Origin of the sequence: Pseudescherichia sp. (genome assembly GCF_032052675.1) — a bacterium.
Classification (GTDB): domain Bacteria; phylum Pseudomonadota; class Gammaproteobacteria; order Enterobacterales; family Enterobacteriaceae; genus Pseudescherichia.
The window spans coordinates 102674-129260 of record NZ_DAMBWA010000009.1 but is presented as its reverse complement, the minus strand read 5'-3'; the positions used below and the strand labels follow the sequence as shown (position 1 = coordinate 129260).

Genomic DNA, 26587 nt, shown 5'->3' with positions numbered 1-26587 from the left:
AAAATTGTCATAGATACATGTCATGAAGGCGCGCTATAAATCGATCGTAGATAATTTTGCTGAGGCTATACGCTCCGGCAAACTTTCAGCCGGAAGCCGCTTGCCGACGCATCGCCAGCTTGCCTTAACTGAACATATCTCGCTGGCAACGGCGACCCGGGTCTATAGCGAGCTCGAAGCGATGGGGCTGGTCAGCGGTGAAACCGGACGCGGCACCTTTGTCAGAGATATCACTCTGCCGCCTGGACACGGCGTGGATCAGCTCGCCGTGGCGCGGGACGTTCTGGATCTGAACTTCAACTACCCCTCCCTACCGGGACAGGGAGAACTCTTGCGCGACGCGCTCAGGCTGATAGCGACGAGTGGCGATATCGAGTCCCACCTTCGCTACCAGCCCCATGCGGGGCGACTGGCGGAGCGAGAGAGTATTGCCCGCCACCTGACCCGCAGCGGTTTTCACCCTGATGCGGAGAACCTGCTTATCGTTAACGGTGCGCAACACGGGTTGGCCGTCACGGCAATGGCTTTGCTTAAACCTGGCGACGTAGTAGCTGTGGATGCGCTGACCTATCCGGGTTTTAAAGCTTTGGCGGCGCTCTGCCATCTTGAGCTGGCTGCCATTCCCTGCACTCGCGAGGGGCCAGATCTTGAGGCGCTGCGCCAGCTCTGTACCCGGCGCCAGGTGCGGGCAATTTACACCATGCCGACACTGCATAATCCCCTTGGCTGGGTGCTGGATCGTCGGCTACGAAAAGCAATTGCCGACATCGCCCGGCAGCATGATCTGCTTATCATTGAAGATGCCGCCTACGCGTATTTGATTCGCTGTCCTCCTCCGCCCCTCGCTTTCTTTGCGCCAGAAAGAACGGTCTATATCACCGGTTTTTCCAAAAACGTCGCCACCGGACTGCGCGTAGGCGTTGCGATCTGCCCTGCTCACTATCGATCTGCGCTGGAACGGGCAATAAGGGCCACGGCCTGGAACACGCCTTCGCTGATGACCACTCTGATATGCAACTGGATCGAGGACGGGACGGTTTCACGGTTCGAGACGCTTAAGAGGCGCGATGCCCGACTGCGCCAGTCTGTAGCAAGAGAGAGCCTGGGTCATCTCCCCTCTATTACGCATCCCGATTCTTATTTTCTCTGGCTGCCGCTGGCGGAAGAGGCCAGAGCCGACCGCGTGGTGAAGGCATTAATGGAAAACCATATTTCAGTATCGACCGCCGAGCCATTCTCGGTTTCAGCGAGCGTGCCGCAGGCCATCCGCATCGCACTGGGCTCGGTGTCTATTGATAACCTGCGCAGCGCGTTGGTAAAGGTGCGGGAGGTGATTGAGTTTGAGCAGTATGGGTTAAGGAAATGATGAAACAACAGCATGAAATTATTTATAGATGGCCAGGACAAAAATAGCATTGAAAAACGCGTGCAGCATCATAGGAAACAGTAGTCCTTTTGTTATTGCCCTTACCCGAATAGCTACGATGGAAAGGATAAACACAGATATATACTGATAGAGAGAAAAGAACTGTGTATGCATCACGCTAAAAAAAAGAGAAGTTATAAGTGCTGGCGCTACCCTGCCCTGTCCTGCGCCAATAGAATCACATAGCGAACATACCACATCAAATAAACATCCTCTGTAAAATATCTCTTCAAAAAATGGTGTCATTATTACAATAAAAACAATACCCGGGATGTCATGATATGAAAATAATAATGTTGGTTCAAAGCTGCGATCTAGAGCTAAAGGCAACATCTGTATAAATAAAAAAATCAAGACAAAAGGTAACGCTTTTTTAAAATTGATTATGCAAAGCTGATTCTTTTGTGGGTAGAAAGCATTGTATGTATACAGGCTAATAAACAATTCTAAAACCATCATAATAATGAACGCCAAATTAGCGCCTATAATTGGAACGGTAATAAATGGCGATAGGGAAATGGCAAGCGCGACTAAAAATAAGATGAATAATGTCAATTGATGTTTTTTATTAGAGGGGCGGAGATCCACTGCTTCGCTGTATGCGGACATACTCTGGCCTTGTGCAAAAAGTGCTTTTGCTATTACTCACACAAAGTGAAGGGAAATGCAAGGGTTTGTAAAGACCTATACGTGCAATTTTAGTGATAACGGTAGTCTGTTTTCCTCCTTCTGACACAACCTGTCAATGGGTCATCCTATCTTTCTGGGCGGGTATACTACTAAAAATAGTAGCCATAAAGACTTTAGTTTCCGGGTTTTTAGCCGTTAACTATTACTGGCAGTCAACTTAAAATACGTTGCACAGCCATGAACTTGTCATTCTAGTGATCCGAAAGATGCGTTTGATAAAGCGATGGGAAAGCGCATCACGCCACGGTTTTAGACTTATAAGAGAAAGAAATGACTACCACAGAAGATTTTAACCGCCTCTATGCGGATGTTGCACGTAACATCCAACAAACACTAACGGATATCGGCGGACTTCATGTTGAAAATAGAGATGGCAAACAGCATCTAAACGCTATGACAGCACAACTGCAAAACCTGCAGGATAGTTTCAATAAGAAATTATTGTATTTAGAAAAATATGCAGAATGGGATAAGTTTACTCTGGCCTTCTTTGGCGAAACAAATGCCGGGAAAAGTACAATTATCGAATCCCTACGCATTTTGTTTGATGAAGAGTCCCGCAGACAAATGCTGCAGAAAAACCAGAACGATCAGGAGGAAGCTGAACAGGAACTGCGCGAAAATTTAGAGCAACTACGCTGCAATTTAGGACATATCTACTCCGATATAGTAGATAAAATTACCGATATCAGCTTCTCTGCAATGCGCCTAACGCAGATTATCGACAATGAAAGCGCCTTGCGCCTGAAAATGGAAGGCGAAGAGAGTAAGGCACGTCTACAACTTGAACATAATGAAAGCCAGTCGCGCCTGCAAATTCTGCAAAAACAAACCCGTAGTAAAACCCGTTTAACGCTCACTATTACAGTTATCGCTAGCCTTGCCATAGGCGCTGGCTCGATGGCCTTGTTCGATATGTTAGCGAGGTAGTAAAAATGAGCGACACACTGTATTTGCAGGATGATCGTGCTGAAAATCGTGCCACCTCCGGGCAAGCTAAACGGGGATCGACCGTCAATATTCAGGAATTGCTGAAAACATGCCTGCCGCGTCTTACACAATCGATTATTAAAACCGAGAGATTAAAAAATACGGCGAAACGGGTAGATGGGCTAATTATTGGTACTGGCGAAGAGGATTTTACCAAAGGAAATACCCGCTATACCTTACATATTGACGATAAAACCTTTCAGCTGGTAGACGTGCCAGGTATTGAGGGGAACGAGTCACACTATGTGCACATGGTAAAGGAAGCCATCGCTGAAGCGCATATGGTAGTTTACGTCAACGGAACCAACAAAAAGCCGGAAACGGCCACTGCCGAGAAAATAAAGTCTTACCTTGAATACGGCACGCAGGTTTATCCGCTGGTAAACGTGCGCGGCTTTGCCGATTCTTATGAGTTCGAAGAAGATCGGCAGGATCTTGCGCAACATAGCGGAGCCAGAGAAGCGTTGAAGCAGACCGTTGGCGTACTTACGCCAGTGCTAGGATCAGACGTACTGCTGCCCGGTGACTGCGTACAGGGATTACTGGCTTTTGCAGCGCTAGCATATGATGACACCACACAAAGTACTACCATTCATCCCTCCCGAGCTCATAATCTCGCAACGTTCCAGAAGAATTACTTTAAGCATTTTGCTACTCGTCAGGAAATGCTTGAGTTCAGCCAGGTTAACGCAATTGCGCGCCTTATTAAAAGTAAGGTTGCCACCTTTCGCGAAGACATTGTCGAAAGTAATAAAGGTAAGGTGCGCGAGTCGCTAAATCACTATTTACTGGTTCTGGAGGAGCAATTAGCCAGCCATCAAACATTCCTGAAAAAGACGGAGCCGGAATTTGAAAAATGTCGTGTGGCATTCAAAAACGCGATTGACGCTTTTGAGCGCCGTATTGTGAACAATCGGCGTAACCGCTGGAACACCTTTTTCAACGAGCTGATGGATAAAAGCGATGATATTGTCGAAGATGATTTTGGCGATAGTGATGCCATCGCCCGGCGTATTAATCTGGAATTTAAATCGCGCCGTGCTCACGTTGAACAGCTGATGCTAGAGGATACCGAGGAGGGCGTTAAGGTATTACAGGAGCAGATGCTTCAGGCTGTTGCCCGCCTGCTGGAAGATATTAAGCACGTTGAATTCCAGCAGCGTGTCAGTTTTGAGCGCAGCGGCAGGCTGAATTTTGACAGCGATATTAAACTTGGCTATGACCTTGGACTAGGCGATTTCAGTTCAATGGCCTTTAAAATCGGCAGCTATGCGATGACTGGAGGCACGATCGGCAGCGCATTTCCGGTAATTGGCACGGCTATAGGTGCTATTGCAGGTGCTTTGGTTGGCGTAGTGATGACCGTCGTCGGATTGTTCACCAGTAAATCCTCAAAGATTCGTAAAGCCAAAGGGAAAGTCCGCGACAGGCTAGAAGACGCAAGGGATAAAACACTCGAGGGGATCGCTGATGAAGCCTGCAGGCTGGTTGCCGCCATCAAAAATGAGCTTCAGGACAGCCTACTTCTTAAAGTAAATGATATGCACATGGCGTTGCAGCGGCCTGTTCCAATTTTTGAAGAACAAATTACGCGAATCACAAAACTAAAAAATCAATTAGAGAAGATGCCTTATGGAACAATTCAAACAGTTCAGTATTGAGAAACAAGCTGCAGTTGACTCACTGCATAAATTGCGAGCCGTACTGGAAGCCCTGGGCGGGATGGAAATTGACGTTGGCGACGATTTGCACAAAATTTCGTCTGCGATTGCTGCTGTCGAGTCTGATGTACTGCGTATCGCTCTGCTGGGAGCATTTTCTGACGGCAAAACCAGTGTAATCGCTGCTTGGCTCGGCAATATCATGGAAGACATGAATATCTCGATGGACGAATCTTCTGATCGACTTAGCATTTACAAGCCGGAAGGGTTACCAGGCCAGTGTGAGATCGTGGATACACCGGGACTGTTTGGTGACAAAGAGCGTGAAATTGATGGTAAACAGGTGATGTATGAAGACCTCACCAAACGCTATATTTCCGAAGCGCACCTGATTTTTTATGTTGTCGATGCCACCAATCCGCTTAAAGAGAGCCATAATGCCATCGCGAAATGGGTACTGCGCGATCTCAATAAACTCTCATCGACTATTTTCATTATTAACAAAATGGATGAAGTCACCGATTTGACCGATCAGGCTCTGTTTGATGATCAAGCGGCAATAAAAAAAGAGAATCTCAAAGGCAAGCTGCAGCGTGCAGCCAACCTTAATGCAGCGGAACTGGAGCAACTCAATATCGTCTGTATTGCTTCTAATCCGAATGGTCGCGGCTTGCCTTTCTGGTTTAATAAACCAGAACACTACGAGAGCCGTTCACGTATTAACGATCTTAAAAACGCAGCTGCTGATATCCTTAAAACCAACGTACCAGAAGTTCTGCTGGCGAAAACCGGCATGGACGTAGTGAAAGATATCGTCAACCAGCGAGTGACACAGGCGCAACAGCAGCTCAGTGAATTGAACACCTTCGTCGAGAAAAATGATGAAGATGCGTTACGTTTCAGAGCGGATATCAACCAGAGCCGTGCAGAAGTGAAGCGACTGGCAGGCGAGTTGTTTGAAGAACTCCGGCTGATGGAAAATCAGCTAATGGGTAAGTTACGTCCCCTGGAACTGGAAGATATTCGTCCCTTTATGGATGATGAACTGGGTTATACCGAAGATGGCGTCGGTTATAAGCTGCATTTACGTATCAAAATGGTTGTCGATCGCTTTTTTGACCAGTCCACTGCCGTTACGCAACGTCTCTCGGACGATATCACCCGCCAGCTGAACTCCAGCGAGAGTTTTTTAAGTAACCTCAGTGAAGGCGCGTTCAAATCTCTCGGCGGAGCCTTTAAGGGCATTTCCAAAATTAGCCCGGCGACGATCAAGACGACCATTTTTGCCGCGCGTGACACTATTGGGCAACTAACGGGTTATGTCTATACCTTTAAACCCTGGCAAGCAACTAAACTGGCTGGCGGTATCGCCAAATGGGCTGGCCCTGCAGGCGCTGCTTTTACCATCGGCTCCGATCTTTGGGATGCTTATAAAGCGCGTGAGCGTGAGCGTGAAATCGAAGAAGCAAAAAACTCGCTTGGTAAGATGATCAAAGATCCCTTTAAAGATATTTATGACGTCCTGAGCTCGGACGAGAAAATGTTTGCGTTCTTTGCCCCACAAATTCAAAACATGGAGAAGGTCATCTCTGATCTAGCAGAGAAAAGTGAAACCATTCGACAGAATCAGCAAAAGCTTGGCTTACTTCAGGAGCAGCTTGCGCTATTGAGCCTGCCTGTTCCGAAACAGTAGCCAGCCTGATTAGGGCACCGCGATATCACCATTTAAAGATGTTACGGTATCGCGGAGTAAAGCAGAAATATCATACTTATAGGGTTTATCAAGGGGGGTTTGAATTAGGTTGAATTCAGGAGAGGTAAAGCTGGAGCGGGCGAAGGGAATCGAACCCTCGTATAGAGCTTGGGAAGCTCTCGTTCTACCATTGAACTACGCCCGCTTTGAGGTGCGTAAGGCATTATAAACCTTACGCACCGTCTGGCAAGGCGGAAGCACGCTAACCGATGATTAATTAATCAGTTAGCACTTCGGCGGGGAGCCCTGCGGCGGCAGATAGCGGATCGGATCGATGGCGGTGGCGCGGTAGCGCAGCTGGAAGTGCAGCTTCACCGAGTCGGTATCAGAGCTGCCCATCGTGGCAATCTTCTGCCCTATTTTTACGCTCTGGCCGTTGTTCACCAGCAGCGTGTCGTTGTGGGCATAGGCGGTGATGTAATCCTCACTGTGCTTAATCATGATGAGGTTGCCGTAGCCGCGCAGCTGGTTGCCGACGTAAACCACCTTCCCTGACCCGGCGGCGTAAATGGGTTGACCGCGTGAGCCTGAAATGTCGATGCCTTTGTTACCGCCGTCGGCGGAGGAGTACGGCAGCACCACGGTGCCGCTTGTCGGCCAACGCCAGCAGCGTTGCCCTACCGGAGGCCAGGAGGCTGGCGGCACGGTGACGACGCGTGAGGAGGCACTGCCGCTGCTCTTACCGGAGGATTTTTTACCGGAACCATTCACTCGAAGCCGCTGGCCGATCTCAATGGTATAGGGCGGTGAGATACCGTTAAGGCGCGCCAGATCCCTGACGCTGGTGCCGGTCAGGCGCGAAATACGCGACAGCGTATCGCCACGTTTAACGACGTAGACATCTTCATCCGACAGCTTGTTCGATGAACAGGCGGCCAGCAGCATGCCCAGCATCAGACAGATAATAAGGCGAAACGGTTTTCTCATCGGGCATCCTGCGCTCAAAACGGATCCTCAGGTAATTGTTATGGGGTTGTTTATGATAGCAGTCATCCGGCAGAGGCCAAATTTCTTCACCGCGATTTACATTTCACCAGGATTGATGCCCGGTGGCGCTACGCTTACCGGGCCTACGATCTGTGCAGTTTTGTAGGCCGGATAAGCGCAGCGCCATCCGGCTTTTTTGCAGGAGTTACTTAACCGGACGCATCGCCGGGAAGAGGATCACGTCGCGGATGGTGTGGCTGTTGGTGAACAGCATCACCATACGGTCGATACCAATCCCCAGCCCCGCCGTCGGCGGCAGGCCGTGCTCCAGCGCGGTCACGTAGTCTTCGTCAAAGAACATTGCTTCGTCGTCACCGGCCGCTTTCGCATCCACCTGGTCCTGGAAACGCTGAGCCTGATCTTCCGCGTCGTTCAGCTCGCTGAAGCCGTTGCCGATCTCACGTCCGCCGATAAAGAACTCAAAGCGGTCGGTGATCTCCGGGTTCTCGTCATTACGGCGCGCCAGCGGCGACACTTCTGCCGGGTATTCGGTGATGAAGGTCGGCTGGATCAGATGCGCTTCTGCCGTCTCTTCGAAGATCTCGGTCACGATACGACCCAGGCCCCAGCTCTTCTCAACCTTGAGGCCAAGGCTTTCAGCAATGGCTTTCGCCGCGTCGAAGTTGTCCAGATCCGCCATGTTGGTCTCCGGACGGTACTTCTTGATCGCCTCGCGCATGGTCAGCTTCTCAAACGGCTTGCCGAAGTCGAAGGTCTCCTCGCCGTAAGGCACCAGAGTGGTGCCCAGAATGTCCTGCGCCAGGGTGCGGAACAGGGACTCGGTCAGCTCGATCAGGTCTTTATAGTCCGCGTACGCCATGTAGAGTTCCATCATGGTGAACTCAGGGTTATGGCGCACGGAGATGCCTTCGTTACGGAAGTTACGGTTGATCTCGAACACGCGGTCAAAACCACCCACCACCAGACGCTTGAGGTACAGCTCCGGCGCAATACGCAGGTACATGTCCAGGTCCAGGGCATTGTGATGGGTGATGAACGGACGCGCGGAGGCACCGCCAGGGATCACCTGCATCATCGGAGTTTCCACTTCCATAAAGTCGCGGCTGACCATGAACTGGCGAATACCGGCCATGATCTGCGAGCGGATCTTGAAGGTCTTGCGGGACTCATCGTTGGAGATGAGATCCAGGTAGCGCTGGCGGTAGCGGGCTTCCTGATCCTGCAGGCCGTGGAACTTGTCCGGCAGCGGGCGCAGGGCTTTGGTCAGCAGGCGCAGCTCGGTGCAGTGGATGGAGAGCTCGCCGGTCTTGGTTTTGAACAGCCTGCCTTTCGCGCCGAGGATATCGCCCAGGTCCCACTTCTTGAACTGCTCGTTGTAGATGCCTTCCGGCAGGTCGTCGCGGGAGACGTAGAGCTGAATCCGGCCGCCGACGTCCTGCAGGGTGACGAACGACGCCTTGCCCATGATACGGCGGGTCATCATCCGGCCGGCCACGCTCACTTCCACGTTCAGCGCTTCCAGCTCGTCGTTCTCTTTGCCATCAAACTCGGCGTGCAGCGCATCGGAGGTGCGGTCGCGACGGAAGTCGTTCGGGAAGGCAACGCCCTGCTCACGCAGCTGCGCCAGCTTCTCGCGGCGGGTTTTTAGTTCGTTATTAAGATCGACCGCCGCGTCAGCGCCCTGTGCTTGTTGTTCAGACATGTTGGTTCCTCATAGCCCTGCTTTCAAACTTGCTTCAATAAACTGGTCAAGACTGCCGTCCAGCACCGCCTGCGTGTTACGGGTTTCAACCCCGGTGCGCAGATCTTTGATACGAGAGTCGTCCAGTACGTAAGAACGGATCTGGCTGCCCCAGCCGATATCGGATTTGTTATCTTCCATCGCCTGCTTCTCAGCATTTTTCTTCTGCATCTCCAGCTCATAAAGCTTCGCTTTCATCTGCTTCATGGCCTGGTCTTTGTTCTTATGCTGGGAACGGTCGTTCTGGCACTGGGTCACTAACCCGGTCGGAATGTGGGTAATACGCACCGCCGATTCCGTACGGTTAACGTGCTGACCGCCCGCGCCGGAGGCACGGTAAACGTCGATACGCAGATCCGCCGGGTTGATTTCGATATCGATATCGTCTTCTACTTCCGGATAGACAAACGCCGAGCTGAAGGAGGTGTGACGACGGCCGCCAGAGTCGAACGGACTCTTACGCACCAGGCGGTGTACGCCGGTTTCGGTACGCAGCCAGCCGTAGGCGTAATCGCCAATGATTTTGATGGTTACCGATTTCAGGCCAGCAACTTCACCTTCGGACTCTTCGATAATCTCGGTTTTAAAGCCGCGTGCTTCGGCCCAGCGCAGATACATACGTGTCAGCATGCTGGCCCAGTCCTGCGCTTCCGTCCCGCCGGAGCCCGCCTGGATATCCAGGTAGCAGTCAGCGCTGTCGTATTCGCCAGAGAACATGCGGCGGAACTCAAGCTGCGACAGCTTCTCTTCCAGCCCGTCAAGCTCGGCGACGGCCTCGTTAAAGGTCTCTTCGTCGTCCGCTTCCACGGCCAGCTCCAGCAGCCCAGAGACATCTTCCAGGCCCTGGCGCATCTGATCCAGCGTGTCGACGATGGCTTCCAGAGAGGAGCGCTCTTTGCCCAGCGCCTGGGCGCGTTCGGGCTCGTTCCAGACGTCCGGCTGTTCCAGCTCGGCGTTTACTTCTTCAAGACGCTCTTTCTTGGCATCGTAGTCAAAGATACCCCCTAAGAACGTCTGAGCGCTCTGTGAGGTCCTGAATGCGGTTTTTTACAGGATTGATTTCAAACATGGCTGTATTCTTTTCTGCGCTTGTCAAAATGCGGTTATAAGGGCGGGATCTTAGCGGATTCGCGCCCTTTTTTACAGTGAAAGTGATGCTAAATCGGCCAGATATCATCGATGATCAGCTGCACGCTGCGATTACCTCGGAACTCGTTAACATCAAGTTTATAGGCAAGGCTCACTTCACGCACGCCGTTGTCAGGCCAGATAGTGGTATCGACGTTAAACGCAATGCCGTCCAGCAGCGGGCCACCGCCAACCGGTTCAACCATGACCTTTAGATGACGCTCGCCGACAATACGCTGCTGCAACAGGCGAAAACGCCCATCAAACAGCGGCTCCGGGAACATCTGCCCCCACGGCCCGGCGTCGCGCAGCATCTCTGCCACCTCCAGCGTCATTTCGACGGGAGAAAGCGGACCGTCGGAGACCACCTCGCCCTGTAACAGGGCGGGATCCAGCCACTCGGTAACCAGGTCGCCAAAGCGCTGCTGGAACTCCTCAAAGCGCGCCGCCTCCAGCGACAGCCCCGCGGCCATCGCGTGGCCACCGAACTTCAGCATCATGCCTGGATAGAGCGTGTCGAGACGCTCAAGGGCATCGCGCATATGCAGGCCTTGAATCGAGCGGCCGGAGCCTTTCAGCAGGCCATCCCCCGCGGGCGCAAAGGCTATCACCGGGCGGTGGAAGCGCTCTTTAATGCGCGAGGCGAGAATACCCACTACGCCCTGATGCCACTCAGGATGATACATCGCCAGCCCGCCGGGCAGCGTCTCGCTGCTGCGCTCCAGCTTCTCGCACAGCGCCAGTGCTTCGGCCTGCATCCCCTGCTCTATCTCTTTACGCGTCTGGTTGAGCGCGTCCAGCTCGCTGGCCAACACGCGAGCTTCGCCAACGTTGTCGCAGAGCAGCAGTGCCACGCCAACCGACATATCGTCGAGCCGTCCGGCGGCGTTAAGCCGGGGGCCGAGGGCAAAACCAAGATCGCTGGCCGCCAGCTTCTGTGCATCGCGGTTGGCGATCTCCAGCAGCGCCTTAATGCCTGGACGGCACTTGCCCGCCCGAATGCGGCTCAGACCCTGCCAGGTCAAAATGCGATTGTTGGCATCTAGCGGCACTACGTCGGCCACCGTGCCAAGGGCAACGAGATCCAGCAGCTCAGCCAGGTTAGGCTCGGCCAGGCCACGAGCTGCAAACCAGCCCTGGTCGCGCAGATGGGCGCGCAGGGCCAGCATCAGGTAGAACGCGACCCCTACCCCCGCCAGCGACTTCGACGGGAAGGTGCAGTCGCGCAGGTTCGGGTTCACGATCGCCTCGGCGGCTGGCAGCGTCTCGCCCGGCAGGTGGTGATCGGTCACCAACACCGGGATCCCCAGCTCATGGGCACGATCGACGCCAGCATGGGAGGAGATACCGTTATCCACGGTCAGGATCATCTGCGCGCCGCGGGCATGGGCCTGATCGACCACTTCCGGGCTTAGCCCGTAGCCGTCGTCAAAACGGTTCGGTACAAGACAGGTCACGTTTCCGCAACCCAGCGCACGCAGGGCCAGCACGCTCAGGGCGGTGCTGGTGGCGCCGTCGGCATCAAAGTCGCCGACCACGACAATGCGCAGCTCCTCCTGCAGGGCGCGATAGAGCAGCGCTACGGCTTTATCAATGCCGCTGAGCTGCTGCCATGAGAGCATCCCTTTGACGCTGCGCTCCAGCTCCCCGGCCGAACGCACACCGCGGCTGGCATATAAGCGCCGCAGCAGCGGGGGCAGGTTCGCTGGCAGATCCGCCGCCTCATCCACTGTTCGGCGGCGAAGTTGTCTCTGATGTTTCACGAAAATTATTTACCGCTCATAGATTTCTGCTGGTCGAGGAATGCCTTCAGCTCCTGCGGGCCCTGGTAGCCCGGCACGACGTAGCCGTTGCTCAGGACGATCGCCGGGGTGCCGCTGACGCCGAACTGCACGCCCAGCGCATAGTGGTTAGCAATGTCGATATCGCAGCTGGCTGGCTGCACGCCTTTGCCGTTCATCGCGTTGTCGAAGGCCTTATTGCGATCTTTCGCGCACCAGACCGACTTCATATCTTTTGCCGCATCGCTCTGGATACCCTGACGCGGGAAGGCCAGGTAGCGCACGGTGATGCCCAGCGCGTTGTAGTCCGCCATCTCTTCATGCAGTTTATGACAGTAGCCACAGGTGATATCGGTAAACACGGTAATGACGTGCTTCTCCTGCGCGGCTTTGTAGACGATCATCTCTTTTTCCAGCGCGTTGAGATGGGTCATCAGCAGCTGGTTAGTGACGTTGACCGGCTGCGCGCCGCTGACGTCATACATCGGCCCCTGAATAATATGCTTACCGTCGTCGGTGACGTACAGCACGCCGCTGTTGGTCAGCACGGTTTTCATACCGCTCACCGGCGCAGGCTGGATCTCGGTGCTCTGCACGCCCAGCTTCGCCAGCGACTGTTTGATTGCTGCGTCATCAGCGTGGGCCATCCCGGAGAGCGTTGCCGCCAGCAGGGTAAACATCATTAAACTCTTTTTCATAACCATCCTTAACTGTTCAGCATCATGCCCGGGGGTGATGCTGTTGATGAAGTTGTCGCAGGCGTTCCGTAGCCACATGGGTGTAGATCTGCGTCGTGGAGAGATCGCTGTGTCCAAGCAGCATCTGCACCACACGCAGGTCAGCGCCGTGGTTTAGCAGATGCGTGGCAAAGGCGTGGCGCAATACGTGCGGCGAAAGCTTTTCACTGTCGATGCCCGCCAGCAGAGCATAATGCTTAATCCGGTGCCAGAAGGTCTGCCGGGTCATCTGCTGAGCACGCTGGCTGGGAAAGAGCGTATCGATTGAGGTTCCGTTCAGCAACCACGGCCGCCCATGCTCAAGATAGTTCTCCAGCCAGTAGACCGCCTCTTCCCCCAACGGTACCAGACGCTCTTTGTTACCTTTACCGATGACCCGCACCACGCCCTGACGCAGGCTGATGTCGCTCATGGTCAGCCCCACCAGCTCCGAGACGCGCAGGCCGGTGGCATAGAGTACCTCCAGCATCGCTTTATCGCGCAGCTCCAGGGGCTGATCCACCAGCGGAGCCTGCAGCAGGCGTTCAACCTGGGCCTCGCTGAGATCTTTTGGCAGCCGCTGCGGCAGCTTAGGCGACGCCAGCAGCGCGCTGGGATCGTCCGGACGCAGCTTCTCCCGGTACAGATGCTGAAAGAGTCGCCGTATGGCGCTCAGCAGGCGCGCGGAGCTGGTGGCTTTATACCCGCCTTCAATACGCTCCGCCAGCAGCGCCTGGAGATCGTCGCTTTGCGCGCTCTGTAACGAGAGGCCGCGATGGTGCAGCCACTCAACCATCATGCTGAGGTCACGGCGGTAGGCGCTCAGCGTATTCTCCGCCAGATTACGCTCCAGCCAGAGCGCATCAAGAAACTGTTCTATGCGTGCGAGATCCTGATCCATTTGAGCCTCTTGTGGTCTGCGGCGCTCCATTATGCCTGATTGCTCATCGATTCTGGTACACTGTACGCAAAGCCCCATCAGGAATTGAGACGTTTACGCTATGAACATTGGTCTTTTCTATGGTTCCAGTACCTGCTATACCGAAATGGCGGCGGAGAAAATCCGCGACGTTATCGGCCCGGAACTGGTCACGCTGCACAACCTGAAAGACGACGCTGTCTCCTTAATGGAGCAGTACGATGTCCTGATCCTCGGCATTCCCACCTGGGATTTTGGCGAGCTTCAGGAGGACTGGGAAGCCGTTTGGGACCAGCTCGATGGCCTGAATCTCGACGGTAAAATCATTGCGCTGTACGGCATGGGCGATCAGCTTGGCTACGGCGAGTGGTTCCTTGACGCGCTCGGCATGCTGCATGACAAGCTGGCCGCCAAAGCCGTCACCTTTGTTGGCTACTGGCCGACGGAAGGCTATGAGTTTACCAGCCCTAAGCCGGTGATTGCCGACGGTCAGCTCTTCGTTGGTCTGGCGCTGGATGAAACCAACCAGTACGATCAGAGCGAAGAGCGCATCCAGAGCTGGTGCGAACAGATCCTCAGCGAAATGGCCGAGCAGTTCGCCTAAGCTTTGTCAGCGCTCCCCTGTTGCCGGCTGCTGTAGCAGCATCCGGCGCAGGTCGCGCCACTCGCGCTCATCCATACTGTCCGCCGCCAGCCAAAGGTGATGAACGCGTCCGCCCTGCCCTTTACGCAGGCGCAGCATCATGCCGCTGGTTAGCATCCAGGGCGTGCCGATAATATCCCAATCCACCCCTTGCCAACGCAGCCGGGAATCCATCAGCAGCTTGATTTCACCGTGGCAGGCGTTGATGCGCCGCTGGCTGCGTACGCAGTCAAAAACCACCAGCGACAGCAGCATGAGCCACAGCGGCGTATAGCGTAGCGGCCAGGGAGCCAGCAGGATCAGCGCCGCCACCAGGCCGTGAAGCAGAAGAGAGAGCCACTGGGCGCGCCACGAGACGCGTAGATCAGATTGCCACAGGACCACGTTCCCGATTCCGTGTCTGAATTAACTGCACCATTCTCTGCAACTCCGTGTCGGCAGGTTCACCGTGATTCATTAACCAGTTAAACAGATCTGGATCGTCACTTTCCAGCAGGCGAACAAAGAGACGTTTATCGTCATCGCTCAGCGTATCGTACTCGTGTTCAAAAAAAGGCATGATGGAGATATCCAGCTCGCGCATTCCCCGGCGGCATGCCCAATGGATGCGGGCTCTATTATTTATATCCATGTCTTCTCCCTGCATTACGATATAGAAGTATCGATAGTGCAGACAGTGTATCGTGTTTTTTGTTCATCCTTTACTGGAAAGTTGATAATTAGGAAGGGTGCTTCCAACATAAAAGGTCCCGGACGTGCGTTTTGCATTTTATTGCGTAGCGCTACGCATCCTGACGAAATGAGCACAAATCGTATGCTTTTACCGCTTGCATTGGTCGGCGGCTCTTTTACCATTAAGCATCTAACAGCGTTAAGCAAACCAGGACACTATTATGGCCTTTACTCCTTTTCCTCCGCGCCAGCCTTCCGCCTCTGCGCGTCTGCCGCTGACGCTTATGACACTTGATGACTGGGCGCTGGCAACCCTGACCGGCGCAGATAGCGAAAAGTATCTGCAGGGCCAGGTCACCGCTGACGTCGCCGCCCTGACCGAGCACCAGCATCTGCTGGCGGCACACTGCGATGCCAAAGGCAAAATGTGGAGCAACCTGCGGCTGTTTCGCCGCGACGGCGGCTTTGCCTTAATCGAGCGCCGCAGCATTCGCGATGCTCAGCTGACCGAGTTAAAAAAATATGCGGTCTTCTCTAAGGTCACCATCGCCCCGGATGACGAGCACGTGCTGCTGGGCGTGGCCGGTTTTCAGGCCCGCGCCGCGCTGGCGAATCTGTTTACCACGCTGCCCGACGCTGACAAGCAGGTCGTACAGGAGGGAGCAACCTCTATTCTGTGGTTCGAGCACCCGGCAGAGCGTTTCCTGCTGGTCACCGACGTGGCTACGGCGGAGCGGATTAGCGAGAAGCTACGCGGCGAAGCGCAGCTGAACAACAGCCAGCAGTGGCTGGCGCTGAACATTGAAGCGGGCCTGCCGGTGATCGACGCCGCCAACAGCGCCCAGTTCATTCCTCAGGCGACCAACCTGCAGGCGCTCGGTGGCATCAGCTTTAAAAAAGGGTGCTACACCGGCCAGGAGATGGTCGCCCGAGCGAAGTTCCGCGGTGCCAACAAGCGCGCCCTGTGGTATCTGGCGGGTAAAGCGAGCCGCCTGCCGGAGCCGGGGGAAGATCTTGAGCTGAAGATGGGTGAAAACTGGCGCCGCACCGGCACTATTCTCGCTGCGGTCCAGCTTGAAGATGGCCGCCTGCTGGTACAGGCAGTGATGAACAATGATATGGAGCCGGACAGCGTCTTCCGTGTGCGTGACGATGCTAATACGCTCAGCATTGAGCCGCTGCCCTATTCGCTTGAGGAAGCTTAAGGGCTGATTGCCCGGCGGCGCAAGCTGGCCGGGCCTACAAGGCCGTAGGCCGGGTCAGGCGAAGCCGCCACCCGGCGTGACAGTTAAGCCTATCCAACATAGAAGTAGATGGCGAGGAAGTGGCACAGGCTGCCCCCCAGCACAAAGCCGTGCCAGATCGCGTGGTTGTAGGGAATGCGCCTGCAAACGTAGAAGATCACTCCCAGCGAGTAGACGATGCCCCCCGCGGCCAGCAATATGAGCCCGCCCGCAGATAGCCTGACGGCCAGCTCATAGATGACCACCAGCGACAGCCAGCCCATCGCCAGGTAGGTCACCAGCGAGAGCACCTTAAAACGGTGGGCAATGGTCAATTTGAACAGGATCCCAAGCAGCGCCAGCCCCCAGATGACAATCATCAGGCCACGCGCCAGCGGCGAATCCAGCCCCACCAGTAAAAAAGGCGTATAGGTACCCGCTATCAGCAAATAGATAGCACAGTGGTCAAATTTCTTCAGCCACGGCTTTGCGCGCGGATGGGGAATAGCGTGATAGAGCGTGGAGGCCAGAAACAGCAGGATCATGCTGCCGCCGTAAAGGCTGTAGCTGGTAATGGCCAGTGGGCTGGCATGATTATCCATCGCCTGCATCAGTAAGAGCACCAGTCCTACCACACCGAATATCAGCCCAATACCGTGACTAATGCTGTTGGCTATCTCCTCAGCCAGTGAATATCCCTGTTTTTTTAATGGTTTATCAACCATAGCTTACTCCAGAAAACAGAGGCTTGCGCCGGGTCACTCAGTAGCCGATAGCTGCCTGAATGATAACCACCCTAGAGTAACTGAGAATGATTCCAGTGCACACCTGTTAGCTAAAATAAATAATCCCGTCCAGAAGTGTAGCTAATTCACGCTTCGTTCGGGCTACAGATGTTTCTCTTTTTTGGTAACAACCCGCTGCGCCGCCGTTTCCCGTTTCGGGCAAAATGTGGCAGCATAGAGAGGTGCCGCACCGTGTAGATAACCGTCTGAAAAAGGAAGCCTCGTGACCCTGTTTAACCACTCCGCTGTTGCCAGCCTCAACAACCTTGAGATGATGGTCTACAACGTGGTCATTAAAAATCGTGACAAGGTCATGTACATGACCATTCGCGAGCTGGCCGATGCGGCAGGCGTCTCCACCACTACCGTTCTTCGCTTCTGCCGTAAGCTGGAGTGCGAAGGCTACTCAGAGTTCCGCGTGCGCTTTAAATTATATTTAGCACAGAGCGAACCGCAGCCCGCTAATTTTGGCGCCAGCGAAATTATTAGCTTTTTTAAAAGTGTTAATAATGATGAATTCGATCGCCTGCTGGATCAGGCAACCGATATTATTTTAGCTTCCGAGCGTATTATATTTGTCGGCGTCGGCACGTCCGGCTCGCTGGCGAAATATGGCGCACGCTTCTTTTCCAACGTGGGTAAATTCAGCAACCACGTTGACGATCCCTATTTTCCTGTTACTAACGACATGGCAAAAAATGCGCTGGCAATTGTCCTCTCCGTCTCCGGCGAGACAGAGGAGATCCTGCGCTTCGCCAGCCAGTTCAGCCTGCATCACTGTAAGGTGATGTCGATAACCAGCCACGAGCACTCGGCGCTGGCTAAGCTGGCAGATTTTAATCTCTCCTGGCATATTCCCCAGACGCGCATTTCAGGGGGCTACGATCTGACGACTCAAATTCCCGTGATCTATATTCTTGAAACTCTGGGCCGCAAGCTGGCGAAAAAATTAGCCTAAAAAAACAGGCTGTTTTTTCTCTGTAACATATTACCGAAGCGGCAACGTGTTATATCGTGACTTTCGATTGGGCTTTGCTAGACTCGGCGTAAACCTATTTTCTGTCGGTTACAGCGGGATAAATAAGCATGAAAAAGATCACCTTACCAAAAGACTTTTTATGGGGCGGCGCGGTTGCTGCGCATCAGGTTGAAGGCGGCTGGAACAAAGGCGGCAAAGGCCCGAGCATCTGCGACGTGCTGACCGGCGGCGCGCACGGCGTACCGCGTGAGATCACCCAGGAAGTTGTGCCCGGCAAATACTATCCGAATCACGAGGCCGTTGAGTTCTACAGCCACTACAAAGAAGACATCAAGCTGTTTGCCGAGATGGGCTTTAAGTGTTTCCGTACCTCTATCGCCTGGACCCGTATCTTCCCCAACGGCGATGAGCAGACGCCGAATGAAGAGGGTCTGAAGTTCTATGACGATATGTTCGATGAGCTGCTGAAATATAACATCGAGCCGGTGATCACCCTCTCCCACTTCGAGATGCCCCTGCATCTGGTGCAGGCCTACGGCGGCTGGACTAACCGTAAAGTAGTGGATTTCTTTGTGCGCTTCGCCGAAGTGGTCTTCGAGCGCTATAAGAGCAAGGTCAAATACTGGATGACCTTCAACGAGATCAACAACCAGCGTAACTGGCGCGCGCCGCTGTTTGGCTACTGCTGCTCCGGCGTGGTCTATACCGAGCATGAAAACCCGGAAGAGACCATGTATCAGGTGCTGCACCACCAGTTCGTTGCCAGCGCGCTGGCGGTGAAGGCTGCGCGGGAGATCAACCCAGAGATGCAGGTTGGCTGCATGCTGGCGATGGTGCCGCTCTATCCCTTCTCCTGTAAGCCGGAAGACGTGATGTATGCCCAGGAATCAATGCGCGAGCGCTGGGTCTTTACCGACGTGCAGCTGCGCGGCTACTACCCTTCCTACGTCCTGAACGAGTGGGAACGCCGCGGCTTCGATATCAAAATGGAAGCCAACGACGAGCAGATCCTGCGTGAGGGCACCTGCGCCTACCTCGGCTTCAGCTACTACATGACCAACGCGGTGAAAGCGGAAGGCGGCAGCGGTGACGCCATCTCTGGCTTCGAAGGCAGCGTGCCGAACCCGCACGTGAAAGCCTCCGACTGGGGCTGGCAGATTGACCCGGTTGGCCTGCGCTATGCCCTGTGCGAGCTGTACGAGCGCTACCAGAAGCCGCTGTTTATCGTGGAAAACGGCTTCGGCGCGTACGATAAAGTGGAAGAGGATGGCAGCATCAATGACGACTACCGCATTGATTACCTGCGCGCCCACGTGGAAGAGATGATCAAAGCCGTGACCTACGACGGCGTCGATCTGATGGGCTACACCCCGTGGGGCTGCATCGACTGCGTATCGTTCACCACTGGCCAGTACAGCAAACGCTATGGCTTCATCTATGTGAACAAGCACGATGACGGCACCGGCGACATGTCTCGCTCCCGTAAGAAGAGCTTTAACTGGTACAAAGAGGTGATCGCCAGCAACGGTGAGAATCTGTAACGCCGTATTGCCGGGCGGCGCTGCGCTTGCACCGGCCTACGAACCCTGTAGGCCCGATAAGCGTAGCGCCACCGGGCGTTATTTGCCGCCCGCCATCTCAATAAAACTCCCCGTCACGTACGACGCCTTCTCGCTCAGCAGCCAGACTATTGCCTGCGCCACCTCTTCCGGCTGACCGCCACGCTGCATCGGCAGCACTGACTTAACGCGATCCACCCGCCCAGGCTCACCGCCGTCGGCATGCATCTCGGTATAGATAAACCCCGGCCGCACGCCGTTGACGCGAATGCCCTGCGCCGCGACCTCCAGCGACAGCCCGGTAGTCAGCGTATCTACCGCACCCTTCGAGGCAGCATAGTCCACGTATTCACCAGGTGCGCCCAGCCGCGCCGCCGCTGAAGAGACGTTGACGATGGCCCCACCCGTGCCGCCGTGCCGGTGCGACATCCGCTTTACCGCCTCGCGACAGCAGAGAAAATAGCCCGTCACGTTGGTCGCCAGCACGCGGTTAATACGTTCGCCGGTGAGGTTTTCCACCGTGCTCTGGGTAAACAGAATGCCCGCGTTATTGACCAACGCGGTCAGCGGCTCGTTCTCCTCATCAAGGCGGGTAAACATCGCCAGCACCTGTGCTTCATCGCTGATATCAGCCTGCACCGCAAACGCTCTGCCGCCCGCAGCAACGATGGTGTTCACCACTTCGGTTGCTGCATCCACATTGTGATGATAGTTAACTGCCACGCTGTAGCCTTCACGTGCCAGCTCCAGCGCCGTGGCCCTGCCAATTCCCCGGCTTGCGCCGGTTACCAGTGCAATTGCCATTCGTCATTCTCCAGATAGAAAAAAGCCGGGCGGCGCTTACGCTTGCCCGGCCTACAATATGGCACAAAATATTACTGATATTCGCTCATCGGCACGCAGGAGCAGAACAGGTTGCGGTCGCCATAGACGTCATCAAGACGCTTCACGGTCGGCCAGTACTTGTTCGCAGATCCCGCCGGGAAGACCGCCAGCTCGCGGCTGTAGCCGTGGCTCCACTCCGCCACCAGCTCGTGCTGGGTATGCGGGGCGTTGACCAGCGGGTTATCCTCCAGCGTCCATTCGCCATCCTGAACACGATCGATCTCCATGCGGATAGCCAGCATCGCGTCAATAAAGCGGTCCAGCTCGGCTTTGCTCTCGGACTCCGTCGGCTCTACCATCAGGGTACCCGCTACCGGGAAGGACATAGTTGGCGCGTGGAAACCGTAGTCAATCAGACGCTTGGCGATATCCAGCTCGCTAATGCCGCTCTGCTCTTTCAGCGGACGAATGTCCAGAATGCACTCGTGCGCCACGCGGCCATCGCGGCCGGTATAGAGCACCGGGAAGGCAGACTGCAGGCGGGTAGCAATGTAGTTGGCGTTGAGAATGGCCACCTGGCTGGCTTTTTTCAGCCCTTCCGCGCCCATCATGCGGATATACATCCAGCTGATCGGCAGAATAGAGGCGCTGCCGAACGGAGCGGCAGAGACCGCGCCCTGACGGGTCAGCATCCCTTCAATCTGTACCACGCTGTGGCCCGGTACGAACGGTGCCAGGTGCGCTTTCACGCCGATAGGCCCCATGCCCGGACCGCCGCCGCCGTGTGGAATGCAGAAGGTTTTATGCAGGTTGAGGTGCGATACATCCGCGCCGATAAAGCCTGGGGAGGTGATCCCCACCTGGGCGTTCATATTCGCGCCGTCGAGGTAGACCTGGCCGCCATACTGGTGCACGATTTCGCACACCTCACGGATCGTCTCTTCATAAACTCCGTGGGTAGACGGGTAGGTCACCATGATACAGGAGAGGCTATCCCCTGCCTGCTCGGCTTTGGCACGCAGATCGGCCAGATCGATGTTACCGTTTTTATCACAGGCGACCACAACCACCTGCATGCCCGCCATCTGCGCCGATGCGGGGTTGGTGCCGTGGGCGGAGCTGGGGATCAGGCAGATATCGCGGTGACCGTCGTTGCGGCTCTCATGATAGTGGCGGATTGCCAGCAGGCCTGCGTACTCACCCTGCGCGCCAGAGTTCGGCTGCATGCAGAGGGCGTCATAGCCGGTCAGCTTCACCAGCCAGTCAGAGAGCTGGTTGATCATCTGATGATACCCTTCCGCCTGGTCTGCCGGGCAGAACGGGTGCAGCTCGGCGAACTCCGGCCAGGTGATGGGGATCATCTCTGCGGCGGCGTTCAGCTTCATGGTGCAGGAGCCGAGCGGGATCATCGCCTGGTTCAGGGCCAGATCCTTACGCTCCAGCGAGTGCATGTAGCGCATCATCTCGGTTTCGCTGTGGTAGCGATTGAATACCGGGTGGCTTAGGATCGCGTCATCACGCAGCATGCCCGGCTGGATCGCGCGGCTGTCATGGGCCACTTCTTTATCCAGGGCGTCGATATTCAGGCCATGACCGTCGCCGATAACCACGTCGAACAGCGTGACTACGTCTTCGCGGGTGGTGGTTTCGTCGAGGGTGATGCCCACGGCATTATGGATGTCGCTACGCAGGTTGATCTCTGCTGCTTCGGCACGCGCCAGCACCGCCGCTTTATCAGCAACTTCCACGCAGAGGGTGTCAAAGAAGTGCGCGTGGCGCAGCTTAAGCCCTTTCTGCTGCAGGCCGGTGGCCAGGATATCGGCCAGGCGATGGATACGGCCTGCAATACGCTTTAGCCCTACCGGGCCGTGGTAGACGGCGTAGAGGCTGGCGATATTCGCCAGCAGCACCTGCGAGGTACAGATGTTGGAGTTCGCTTTCTCGCGGCGGATATGCTGCTCGCGGGTCTGCATCGCCATGCGCAGCGCGGTGTTACCGGCAGCATCTTTCGATACGCCGATAATACGGCCTGGCATGGAGCGTTTGAATTCATCTTTGGCGGCAAAGAAGGCCGCGTGCGGGCCGCCGTAGCCCATCGGCACGCCGAAGCGCTGCGCGGAGCCGAAGACAATATCCGCGCCCTGCTTGCCCGGCGCACTGAGCAGCACCAGCGCCATAAAGTCTGCCGCAACGCTCACCACGACCTTGCGCGCTTTCAGCTCGCCAATCAGCGCGCTGTAGTCATGCACTTCACCGGTGGTGCCCACCTGCTGGAGCAACACGCCGAAGAGATCCTGATGATCCAGCGCCTTGTCGGCATCGTCGACCACGATCTCAAAACCAAAAGTTTCCGCGCGGGTACGCACGACGTCCAGGGTCTGCGGATGCACGTCGGCGGCGACAAAGAAGCGGTTCGCTCCTTTCAGCTTGCTGACGCGTTTCGCCATCGCCATCGCTTCCGCGCCTGCCGTCGCTTCGTCAAGCAGCGATGCGGAGGCGATATCGAGACCGGTCAGATCCAGAGTGACCTGCTGGAAGTTGAGCAGCGCTTCAAGGCGGCCCTGGGAAACTTCCGGCTGGTAAGGGGTATAGGCGGTGTACCAGCCTGGGTTTTCCAGCATATTACGCAGGATCACCGGTGGCAGCTGCACGGCGGTGTAGCCCATGCCGATGTAAGACTTAAAGCGCTTGTTACGCGCGGCGATAGCTTTCAGCTCCGCCAGCGCGGCAAACTCCGTAGTCGCTTCGCCAATCTGCGGCGGCGTTGCCAGCTGAATGTCCTGCGGGACAATCTGACCAATCAGGGCGTTGAGTGAATCTGCGCCAACGGTTTTCAGCATCTCTTGCTGCTGAGCAGCATCCGGCCCGATATGGCGATCGATAAAAGCGTCGCGGTGTTCAAGCTGGCTTAAAGTCTGGGTCATGAGCGATGGTTCCTGAAACGTGCGGTGAATCGTGGTTGTCTTAACCTGAATGCCCGGTTGCGCTGACGCTTACCGGGCCTGGAGGCTTTACTCGTCTTCTAATAGAGATTCATAGGCAGTTGCATCTAATAGCGCTTCAACTTCTGCTTCGTCGCTGGCTTTGATCTTAAAGATCCAGCCGCCGGCATACGGCTCGCTGTTGACCAGCTCCGGGTTGTCGCTGAGCGCATCGTTAACTGCCACAATCTCGCCGCTCACCGGCGCATAGATGTCAGAGGCCGCCTTAACGGATTCTGCAACGGCACAGTCATCGCCCGCGCTGACGGTAGCGCCCACGTCCGGCAGGTCAACAAACACCATATCGCCCAGCAGCTCCTGCGCATGTTCGGTAATGCCAACGGTATAGGAGCCGTCAGCCTCTTTACGCAGCCACTCGTGTTCTTTGCTATATTTCAGGTCGCCAGGTACATTGCTCATTAACATTTCTCCACGATAGATTAGGTTACGCGACGGCTTTGCCAGCGCGTACAAAAACAGGTTTCGTTACCTTCACCGGCATTTCACGGTTGCGGATCTGCACGATAGCCGTGTCGCCAATCCCGGCCGGTACGCGGGCCAGCGCGATGCTGTAGCCCAGCGTCGGTGAGAAGGTGCCGCTGGTGATAATGCCTTCCTGCGAGTTGCCACTGGCGTCGGTGAAACGCACCGGCAGTTCGTTACGCAGGACGCCTTTTTCGGTCATAATCAGACCAACCAGCTGTTCGGTACCTCTTTCACGCTGTACTTCCAGCGCTTCGCGACCAATAAAGTCACGGTCAGCAGGCTCCCAGGCGATGGTCCAGCCCATATTCGCCGCCAGCGGCGAAACGCCTTCGTCCATCTCCTGCCCATAGAGGTTCATACCCGCTTCCAGACGCAGCGTATCGCGCGCGCCCAGGCCGCAGGGCTTTACGCCCGCGCCAATCAGCGCCTGCCAGAAATCCGCCGCCTGCTCACTCGGCAGCGCAATCTCATAGCCCGCCTCGCCGGTGTAGCCGGTGGTAGCGATAAACCAGCCGTCAGACTCCACGCCAAAGAAGGGCTTCATGCCTGCCACGGCCTGACGCTGGGCATCGGTAAACAGACCTGCCGCTTTCGCCTGGGCGTTCGGCCCCTGAATGGCAATCAGCGCCAGATCGTCACGCACGGTAATGTCGATATCAAAGGGAGCCGCGTGCTGGGTGATCCAGGCGAGATCTTTTTCACGAGTGGCAGAGTTCACCACCAGGCGGAAATGATCTTCGGTAAAGAAGTAGACGATCAGGTCATCAATGACGCCGCCGGAGGCGTTGAGCATGCCGCTGTAGAGCGCTTTGCCCGGCTGGGTCAACTTAGCCACGTCGTTGGCCAGCAGATGGCGGAGAAATGCCCGACAGCGACTGCCGCGCAGGTCGACGATGGTCATATGCGAGACGTCAAACATACCGGCATCGGTACGCACCGCGTGGTGCTCATCGATCTGCGAGCCGTAGTGCAGCGGCATCATCCAGCCGTGGAAATCCACCATGCGTGCGCCGCACAGCGTATGTTGTTCGTATAAAGGGGTTTGCTGAGCCATCTTTTCCTCATTGAATAAGCAGGGCCAGGATAAATAAGGCGAAGTCGTAAGCAGGTAGCCTCGTTTCCAGACGGCGACGCAAACGTTACCTTTTGCCTGAACTTATCATCGAACAGCGGGTATAACCATAAGCAAAAATGTTCCATCACATTAGCTTATGACCTAAAAAACCAAAGCGAGCGGCAGGATATTACACTGCTAATATGCCTGGGTTTGCGATAAACATCATAAAACAGACGATGCATGCCCGATAAGACAGGGTATTACACGGCAAAGCGCGCAGATTTCCAGAGCGGAAAAAATAGAGGGATGAGAAAAAGTAATCCGAAATTGGGGGTGAAATTAGAATATTTCAAATGAGGGGGTACATCCCCTCCCCAGGGGTGGGGAGAGAAAGTGTGATCGGGTTAACGTAACCACTCTGGCAGATCGTTCAGGCCCATCGCCTGGCGAATAAGCTGTGGCTTAACCCCCGGCAGCGTGTCGGCCAGCTTCAGGCCAAGATCGCGCAGCAGCTTTTTCGCCGGGTGCGTACCGGAAAACAGCTCGCGAAAACCCTGCATACTCGCCAGCATCACTCCAGCGCTGTGTTTGCGGCTGCGCTCATAGCGACGCAGATAGAGGTGCTGGCCGATATCTTTGCCTGCGCCGTGCAGGCGTTTCAGCTCGTTGACCAGCTCGGCGGCATCCATAAAGCCCAGGTTTACCCCCTGCCCCGCCAGCGGATGGATGGTATGCGCTGCATCGCCCACCAGCGCCAGACGGTGCGCGGCAAACTGGCGTGCGTAGCGGCCCGTCAGCGGAAACACCAGTCGCTCGCTCTCAACGTGGCAAAGGCCGAGGCGGTTGTCGAACGCCATATCCAGCGCCTGGTTGAAGGCCTCCTCTGTCGCCTCCTGCATCCTTGCGGCCTCCAGCGGCGGCAGCGACCAGACAATAGAGCAGAGGTGCGAATCGCTCAGCGGCAGGAAGGCAAGGATACCGTCGCCGTGGAAGACCTGACGCGCCACCGCCTCGTGGGGCTCATCGGTGCGGATAGTAGCGACCAGCGCATGATGACGGTAGTCCCAGGAGGTAAGTGCAATATCGGCTTTGTCGCGCAGCCAGGAGTTAGCTCCGTCCGCGCCCACGACCAGCCGTGCTGTCAGCATGCCGCCATCTTTCAGCGTCAAAAAGGCTTCGTTTTCGCCCCAGGCGACCTGCTGTACGCCAGCGGGTGCCATGAGCGTGACGTCCTGACACTGCTGCGCTTTCTGCCACAGCGCCTGGTGGATCACATCGTTCTCAATAATATGGCCCAGGTGGCTATAGCCCATGCTGCGATCGTCAAAGGCGATGCGTCCAAAGCTGTCTTTGTCCCACACCTCCATACCGTGATAGCAGCTGGCGCGGCTCGCCACGATGGATGACCAGACGCCAAGGCGGGTCAGCAACTTTTCACTGGCGGCGTTGATGGCCGAGACGCGGAGCGCAGGCGGCGCGCTCTCCGCCAGCGGCTGAGGCAGGTTTTGCTCCAGCACCGCTACGCGCAGGCCGCTCCCCTGTAATCCACAGGCTACCGCCAGACCAACCATACCGCCGCCGACAATTGCTACATCTACATTCTGCAAAATTCACTCCCAAAACT

General features: G+C 55.5%; 23 protein-coding genes and 1 tRNA gene. 8 read left to right on the top strand and 16 right to left on the bottom strand.

Annotation, left to right across the window (positions count from 1 at the left end; genetic code table 11):
* Nucleotides 1-22: 22 nt before the first annotated feature.
* Nucleotides 23-1366 (top strand): PLP-dependent aminotransferase family protein, encoded by a 1344-nt coding sequence (locus RTX96_RS13745; protein ID WP_312671374.1) that lies wholly within the window; start codon nt 23-25, stop codon nt 1364-1366.
* An 18-nt stretch (nt 1367-1384) separates the two neighbouring features.
* Here RTX96_RS13745 and RTX96_RS13740 read toward each other — a convergent pair whose 3' ends face one another.
* Complete coding sequence (locus RTX96_RS13740; protein WP_312671373.1) at nt 1385-2035, bottom strand: CPBP family intramembrane glutamic endopeptidase; 651 nt, start codon at nt 2033-2035, stop codon at nt 1385-1387.
* Nucleotides 2036-2386: 351 nt separating this feature from the next.
* On the opposite strand from RTX96_RS13740, the gene RTX96_RS13735 reads away from it, so the two are divergent.
* Genes RTX96_RS13735 through RTX96_RS13725 form a run of 3 tightly spaced genes read left to right on the top strand, consistent with a single transcriptional unit; the run spans nt 2387 to nt 6460 of the window.
* A complete protein-coding gene (locus RTX96_RS13735) occupies nt 2387-3046 on the top strand; it encodes a hypothetical protein (RefSeq protein ID WP_103818394.1) in 660 nt (219 codons plus the stop codon).
* A 5-nt stretch (nt 3047-3051) separates the two neighbouring features.
* Complete coding sequence (locus tag RTX96_RS13730; RefSeq protein ID WP_312671372.1) at nt 3052-4767, top strand: YtxH domain-containing protein; 1716 nt, start codon at nt 3052-3054, stop codon at nt 4765-4767.
* The gene (locus RTX96_RS13725) at nt 4739-6460 is read left to right on the top strand and encodes a LeoA/HP0731 family dynamin-like GTPase (protein ID WP_103818395.1); all 1722 of its coding nucleotides are present in this window, start codon (nt 4739-4741) and stop codon (nt 6458-6460) included. The genes RTX96_RS13730 and RTX96_RS13725 overlap by 29 nt, the downstream gene beginning before the upstream one ends.
* 131 nt (nt 6461-6591) lie before the next feature.
* Here RTX96_RS13725 and RTX96_RS13720 read toward each other — a convergent pair.
* The 7 genes from RTX96_RS13720 to xerD form a co-directional block, all read right to left on the bottom strand.
* Nucleotides 6592-6665, bottom strand: a tRNA-Gly gene (locus tag RTX96_RS13720).
* Nucleotides 6666-6745: 80 nt separating this feature from the next.
* Nucleotides 6746-7447 (bottom strand): amidase activator ActS, encoded by a 702-nt coding sequence (gene actS / locus RTX96_RS13715; RefSeq protein WP_312671371.1) that lies wholly within the window; start codon nt 7445-7447, stop codon nt 6746-6748.
* Nucleotides 7448-7652: 205 nt separating this feature from the next.
* Entirely contained in the window at nt 7653-9170 is a 1518-nt protein-coding gene (gene lysS / locus RTX96_RS13710; protein ID WP_312671370.1) for a lysine--tRNA ligase, read from the bottom strand.
* 9 nt (nt 9171-9179) lie between these two features.
* Nucleotides 9180-10278, bottom strand: a protein-coding gene (gene prfB, locus RTX96_RS13705; RefSeq protein ID WP_103818406.1) for a peptide chain release factor 2 whose coding sequence is annotated in 2 segments (ribosomal slippage) — nt 9180-10202 and nt 10204-10278 — 1098 coding nt in all. Because the reading frame shifts where the segments join, the coding sequence is not laid out codon by codon here.
* Between the two features lie 88 nt (nt 10279-10366).
* Nucleotides 10367-12100 carry a single-stranded-DNA-specific exonuclease RecJ gene (gene recJ, locus RTX96_RS13700; RefSeq protein WP_103818407.1) on the bottom strand — a complete coding sequence of 578 codons (1734 nt, stop codon included), beginning with the start codon at nt 12098-12100 and terminating at the stop codon, nt 10367-10369.
* 5 nt (nt 12101-12105) lie between these two features.
* Nucleotides 12106-12816: a bifunctional protein-disulfide isomerase/oxidoreductase DsbC gene (gene dsbC / locus RTX96_RS13695; RefSeq protein ID WP_312671369.1), complete on the bottom strand. Its 711-nt coding sequence runs from the start codon at nt 12814-12816 to the stop codon at nt 12106-12108.
* 22 nt (nt 12817-12838) lie between these two features.
* Nucleotides 12839-13735, bottom strand: coding sequence for a site-specific tyrosine recombinase XerD (xerD, locus tag RTX96_RS13690; protein ID WP_103818409.1), 897 nt, complete (start codon nt 13733-13735; stop codon nt 12839-12841).
* Between the two features lie 100 nt (nt 13736-13835).
* Between xerD and fldB the strand changes: the two genes are divergently transcribed.
* Nucleotides 13836-14357, top strand: a complete 522-nt coding sequence (fldB, locus tag RTX96_RS13685) for a flavodoxin FldB (protein WP_042388029.1) — start codon at nt 13836-13838, stop codon at nt 14355-14357.
* A 6-nt stretch (nt 14358-14363) separates the two neighbouring features.
* Here fldB and RTX96_RS13680 read toward each other — a convergent pair whose 3' ends face one another.
* Nucleotides 14364-14780, bottom strand: coding sequence for a protein YgfX (locus RTX96_RS13680; RefSeq protein WP_103818410.1), 417 nt, complete (start codon nt 14778-14780; stop codon nt 14364-14366).
* The gene (gene sdhE / locus RTX96_RS13675; protein ID WP_103818411.1) at nt 14761-15027 is read right to left on the bottom strand and encodes an FAD assembly factor SdhE; all 267 of its coding nucleotides are present in this window, start codon (nt 15025-15027) and stop codon (nt 14761-14763) included. The genes RTX96_RS13680 and sdhE overlap by 20 nt, the downstream gene beginning before the upstream one ends.
* Nucleotides 15028-15289: 262 nt before the next feature.
* Here sdhE and ygfZ point away from each other — a divergent pair, with 262 nt between their 5' ends.
* Complete coding sequence (gene ygfZ / locus RTX96_RS13670) at nt 15290-16273, top strand: tRNA-modifying protein YgfZ (protein ID WP_312671368.1); 984 nt, start codon at nt 15290-15292, stop codon at nt 16271-16273.
* 89 nt (nt 16274-16362) lie between these two features.
* On the opposite strand, the gene trhA is transcribed toward ygfZ, so the two are convergent.
* Complete coding sequence (gene trhA, locus RTX96_RS13665) at nt 16363-17016, bottom strand: PAQR family membrane homeostasis protein TrhA (protein ID WP_312671367.1); 654 nt, start codon at nt 17014-17016, stop codon at nt 16363-16365.
* A 289-nt stretch (nt 17017-17305) separates the two neighbouring features.
* Here trhA and RTX96_RS13660 point away from each other — a divergent pair, with 289 nt between their 5' ends.
* Nucleotides 17306-18034 (top strand): MurR/RpiR family transcriptional regulator, encoded by a 729-nt coding sequence (locus RTX96_RS13660; RefSeq protein ID WP_042388603.1) that lies wholly within the window; start codon nt 17306-17308, stop codon nt 18032-18034.
* 128 nt (nt 18035-18162) lie between these two features.
* Nucleotides 18163-19596 carry a 6-phospho-beta-glucosidase gene (locus tag RTX96_RS13655; RefSeq protein WP_042388039.1) on the top strand — a complete coding sequence of 478 codons (1434 nt, stop codon included), beginning with the start codon at nt 18163-18165 and terminating at the stop codon, nt 19594-19596.
* A 78-nt stretch (nt 19597-19674) separates the two neighbouring features.
* On the opposite strand, the gene RTX96_RS13650 is transcribed toward RTX96_RS13655, so the two are convergent.
* The 5 genes from RTX96_RS13650 to ubiI form a co-directional block, all read right to left on the bottom strand.
* Nucleotides 19675-20418 carry an SDR family oxidoreductase gene (locus tag RTX96_RS13650; RefSeq protein WP_312671366.1) on the bottom strand — a complete coding sequence of 248 codons (744 nt, stop codon included), beginning with the start codon at nt 20416-20418 and terminating at the stop codon, nt 19675-19677.
* A gap of 71 nt (nt 20419-20489) precedes the next feature.
* A complete protein-coding gene (gene gcvP / locus RTX96_RS13645; protein ID WP_312671365.1) occupies nt 20490-23363 on the bottom strand; it encodes an aminomethyl-transferring glycine dehydrogenase in 2874 nt (957 codons plus the stop codon).
* Nucleotides 23364-23450: 87 nt separating this feature from the next.
* Nucleotides 23451-23840 carry a glycine cleavage system protein GcvH gene (gene gcvH, locus RTX96_RS13640; RefSeq protein WP_042388045.1) on the bottom strand — a complete coding sequence of 130 codons (390 nt, stop codon included), beginning with the start codon at nt 23838-23840 and terminating at the stop codon, nt 23451-23453.
* A 25-nt stretch (nt 23841-23865) separates the two neighbouring features.
* Nucleotides 23866-24960 (bottom strand): glycine cleavage system aminomethyltransferase GcvT, encoded by a 1095-nt coding sequence (gene gcvT, locus RTX96_RS13635; protein WP_312671364.1) that lies wholly within the window; start codon nt 24958-24960, stop codon nt 23866-23868.
* Nucleotides 24961-25367: 407 nt separating this feature from the next.
* Nucleotides 25368-26570: an FAD-dependent 2-octaprenylphenol hydroxylase gene (ubiI, locus tag RTX96_RS13630; protein ID WP_312671363.1), complete on the bottom strand. Its 1203-nt coding sequence runs from the start codon at nt 26568-26570 to the stop codon at nt 25368-25370.
* Between the last annotated feature and the right edge of the window lie 17 nt (nt 26571-26587).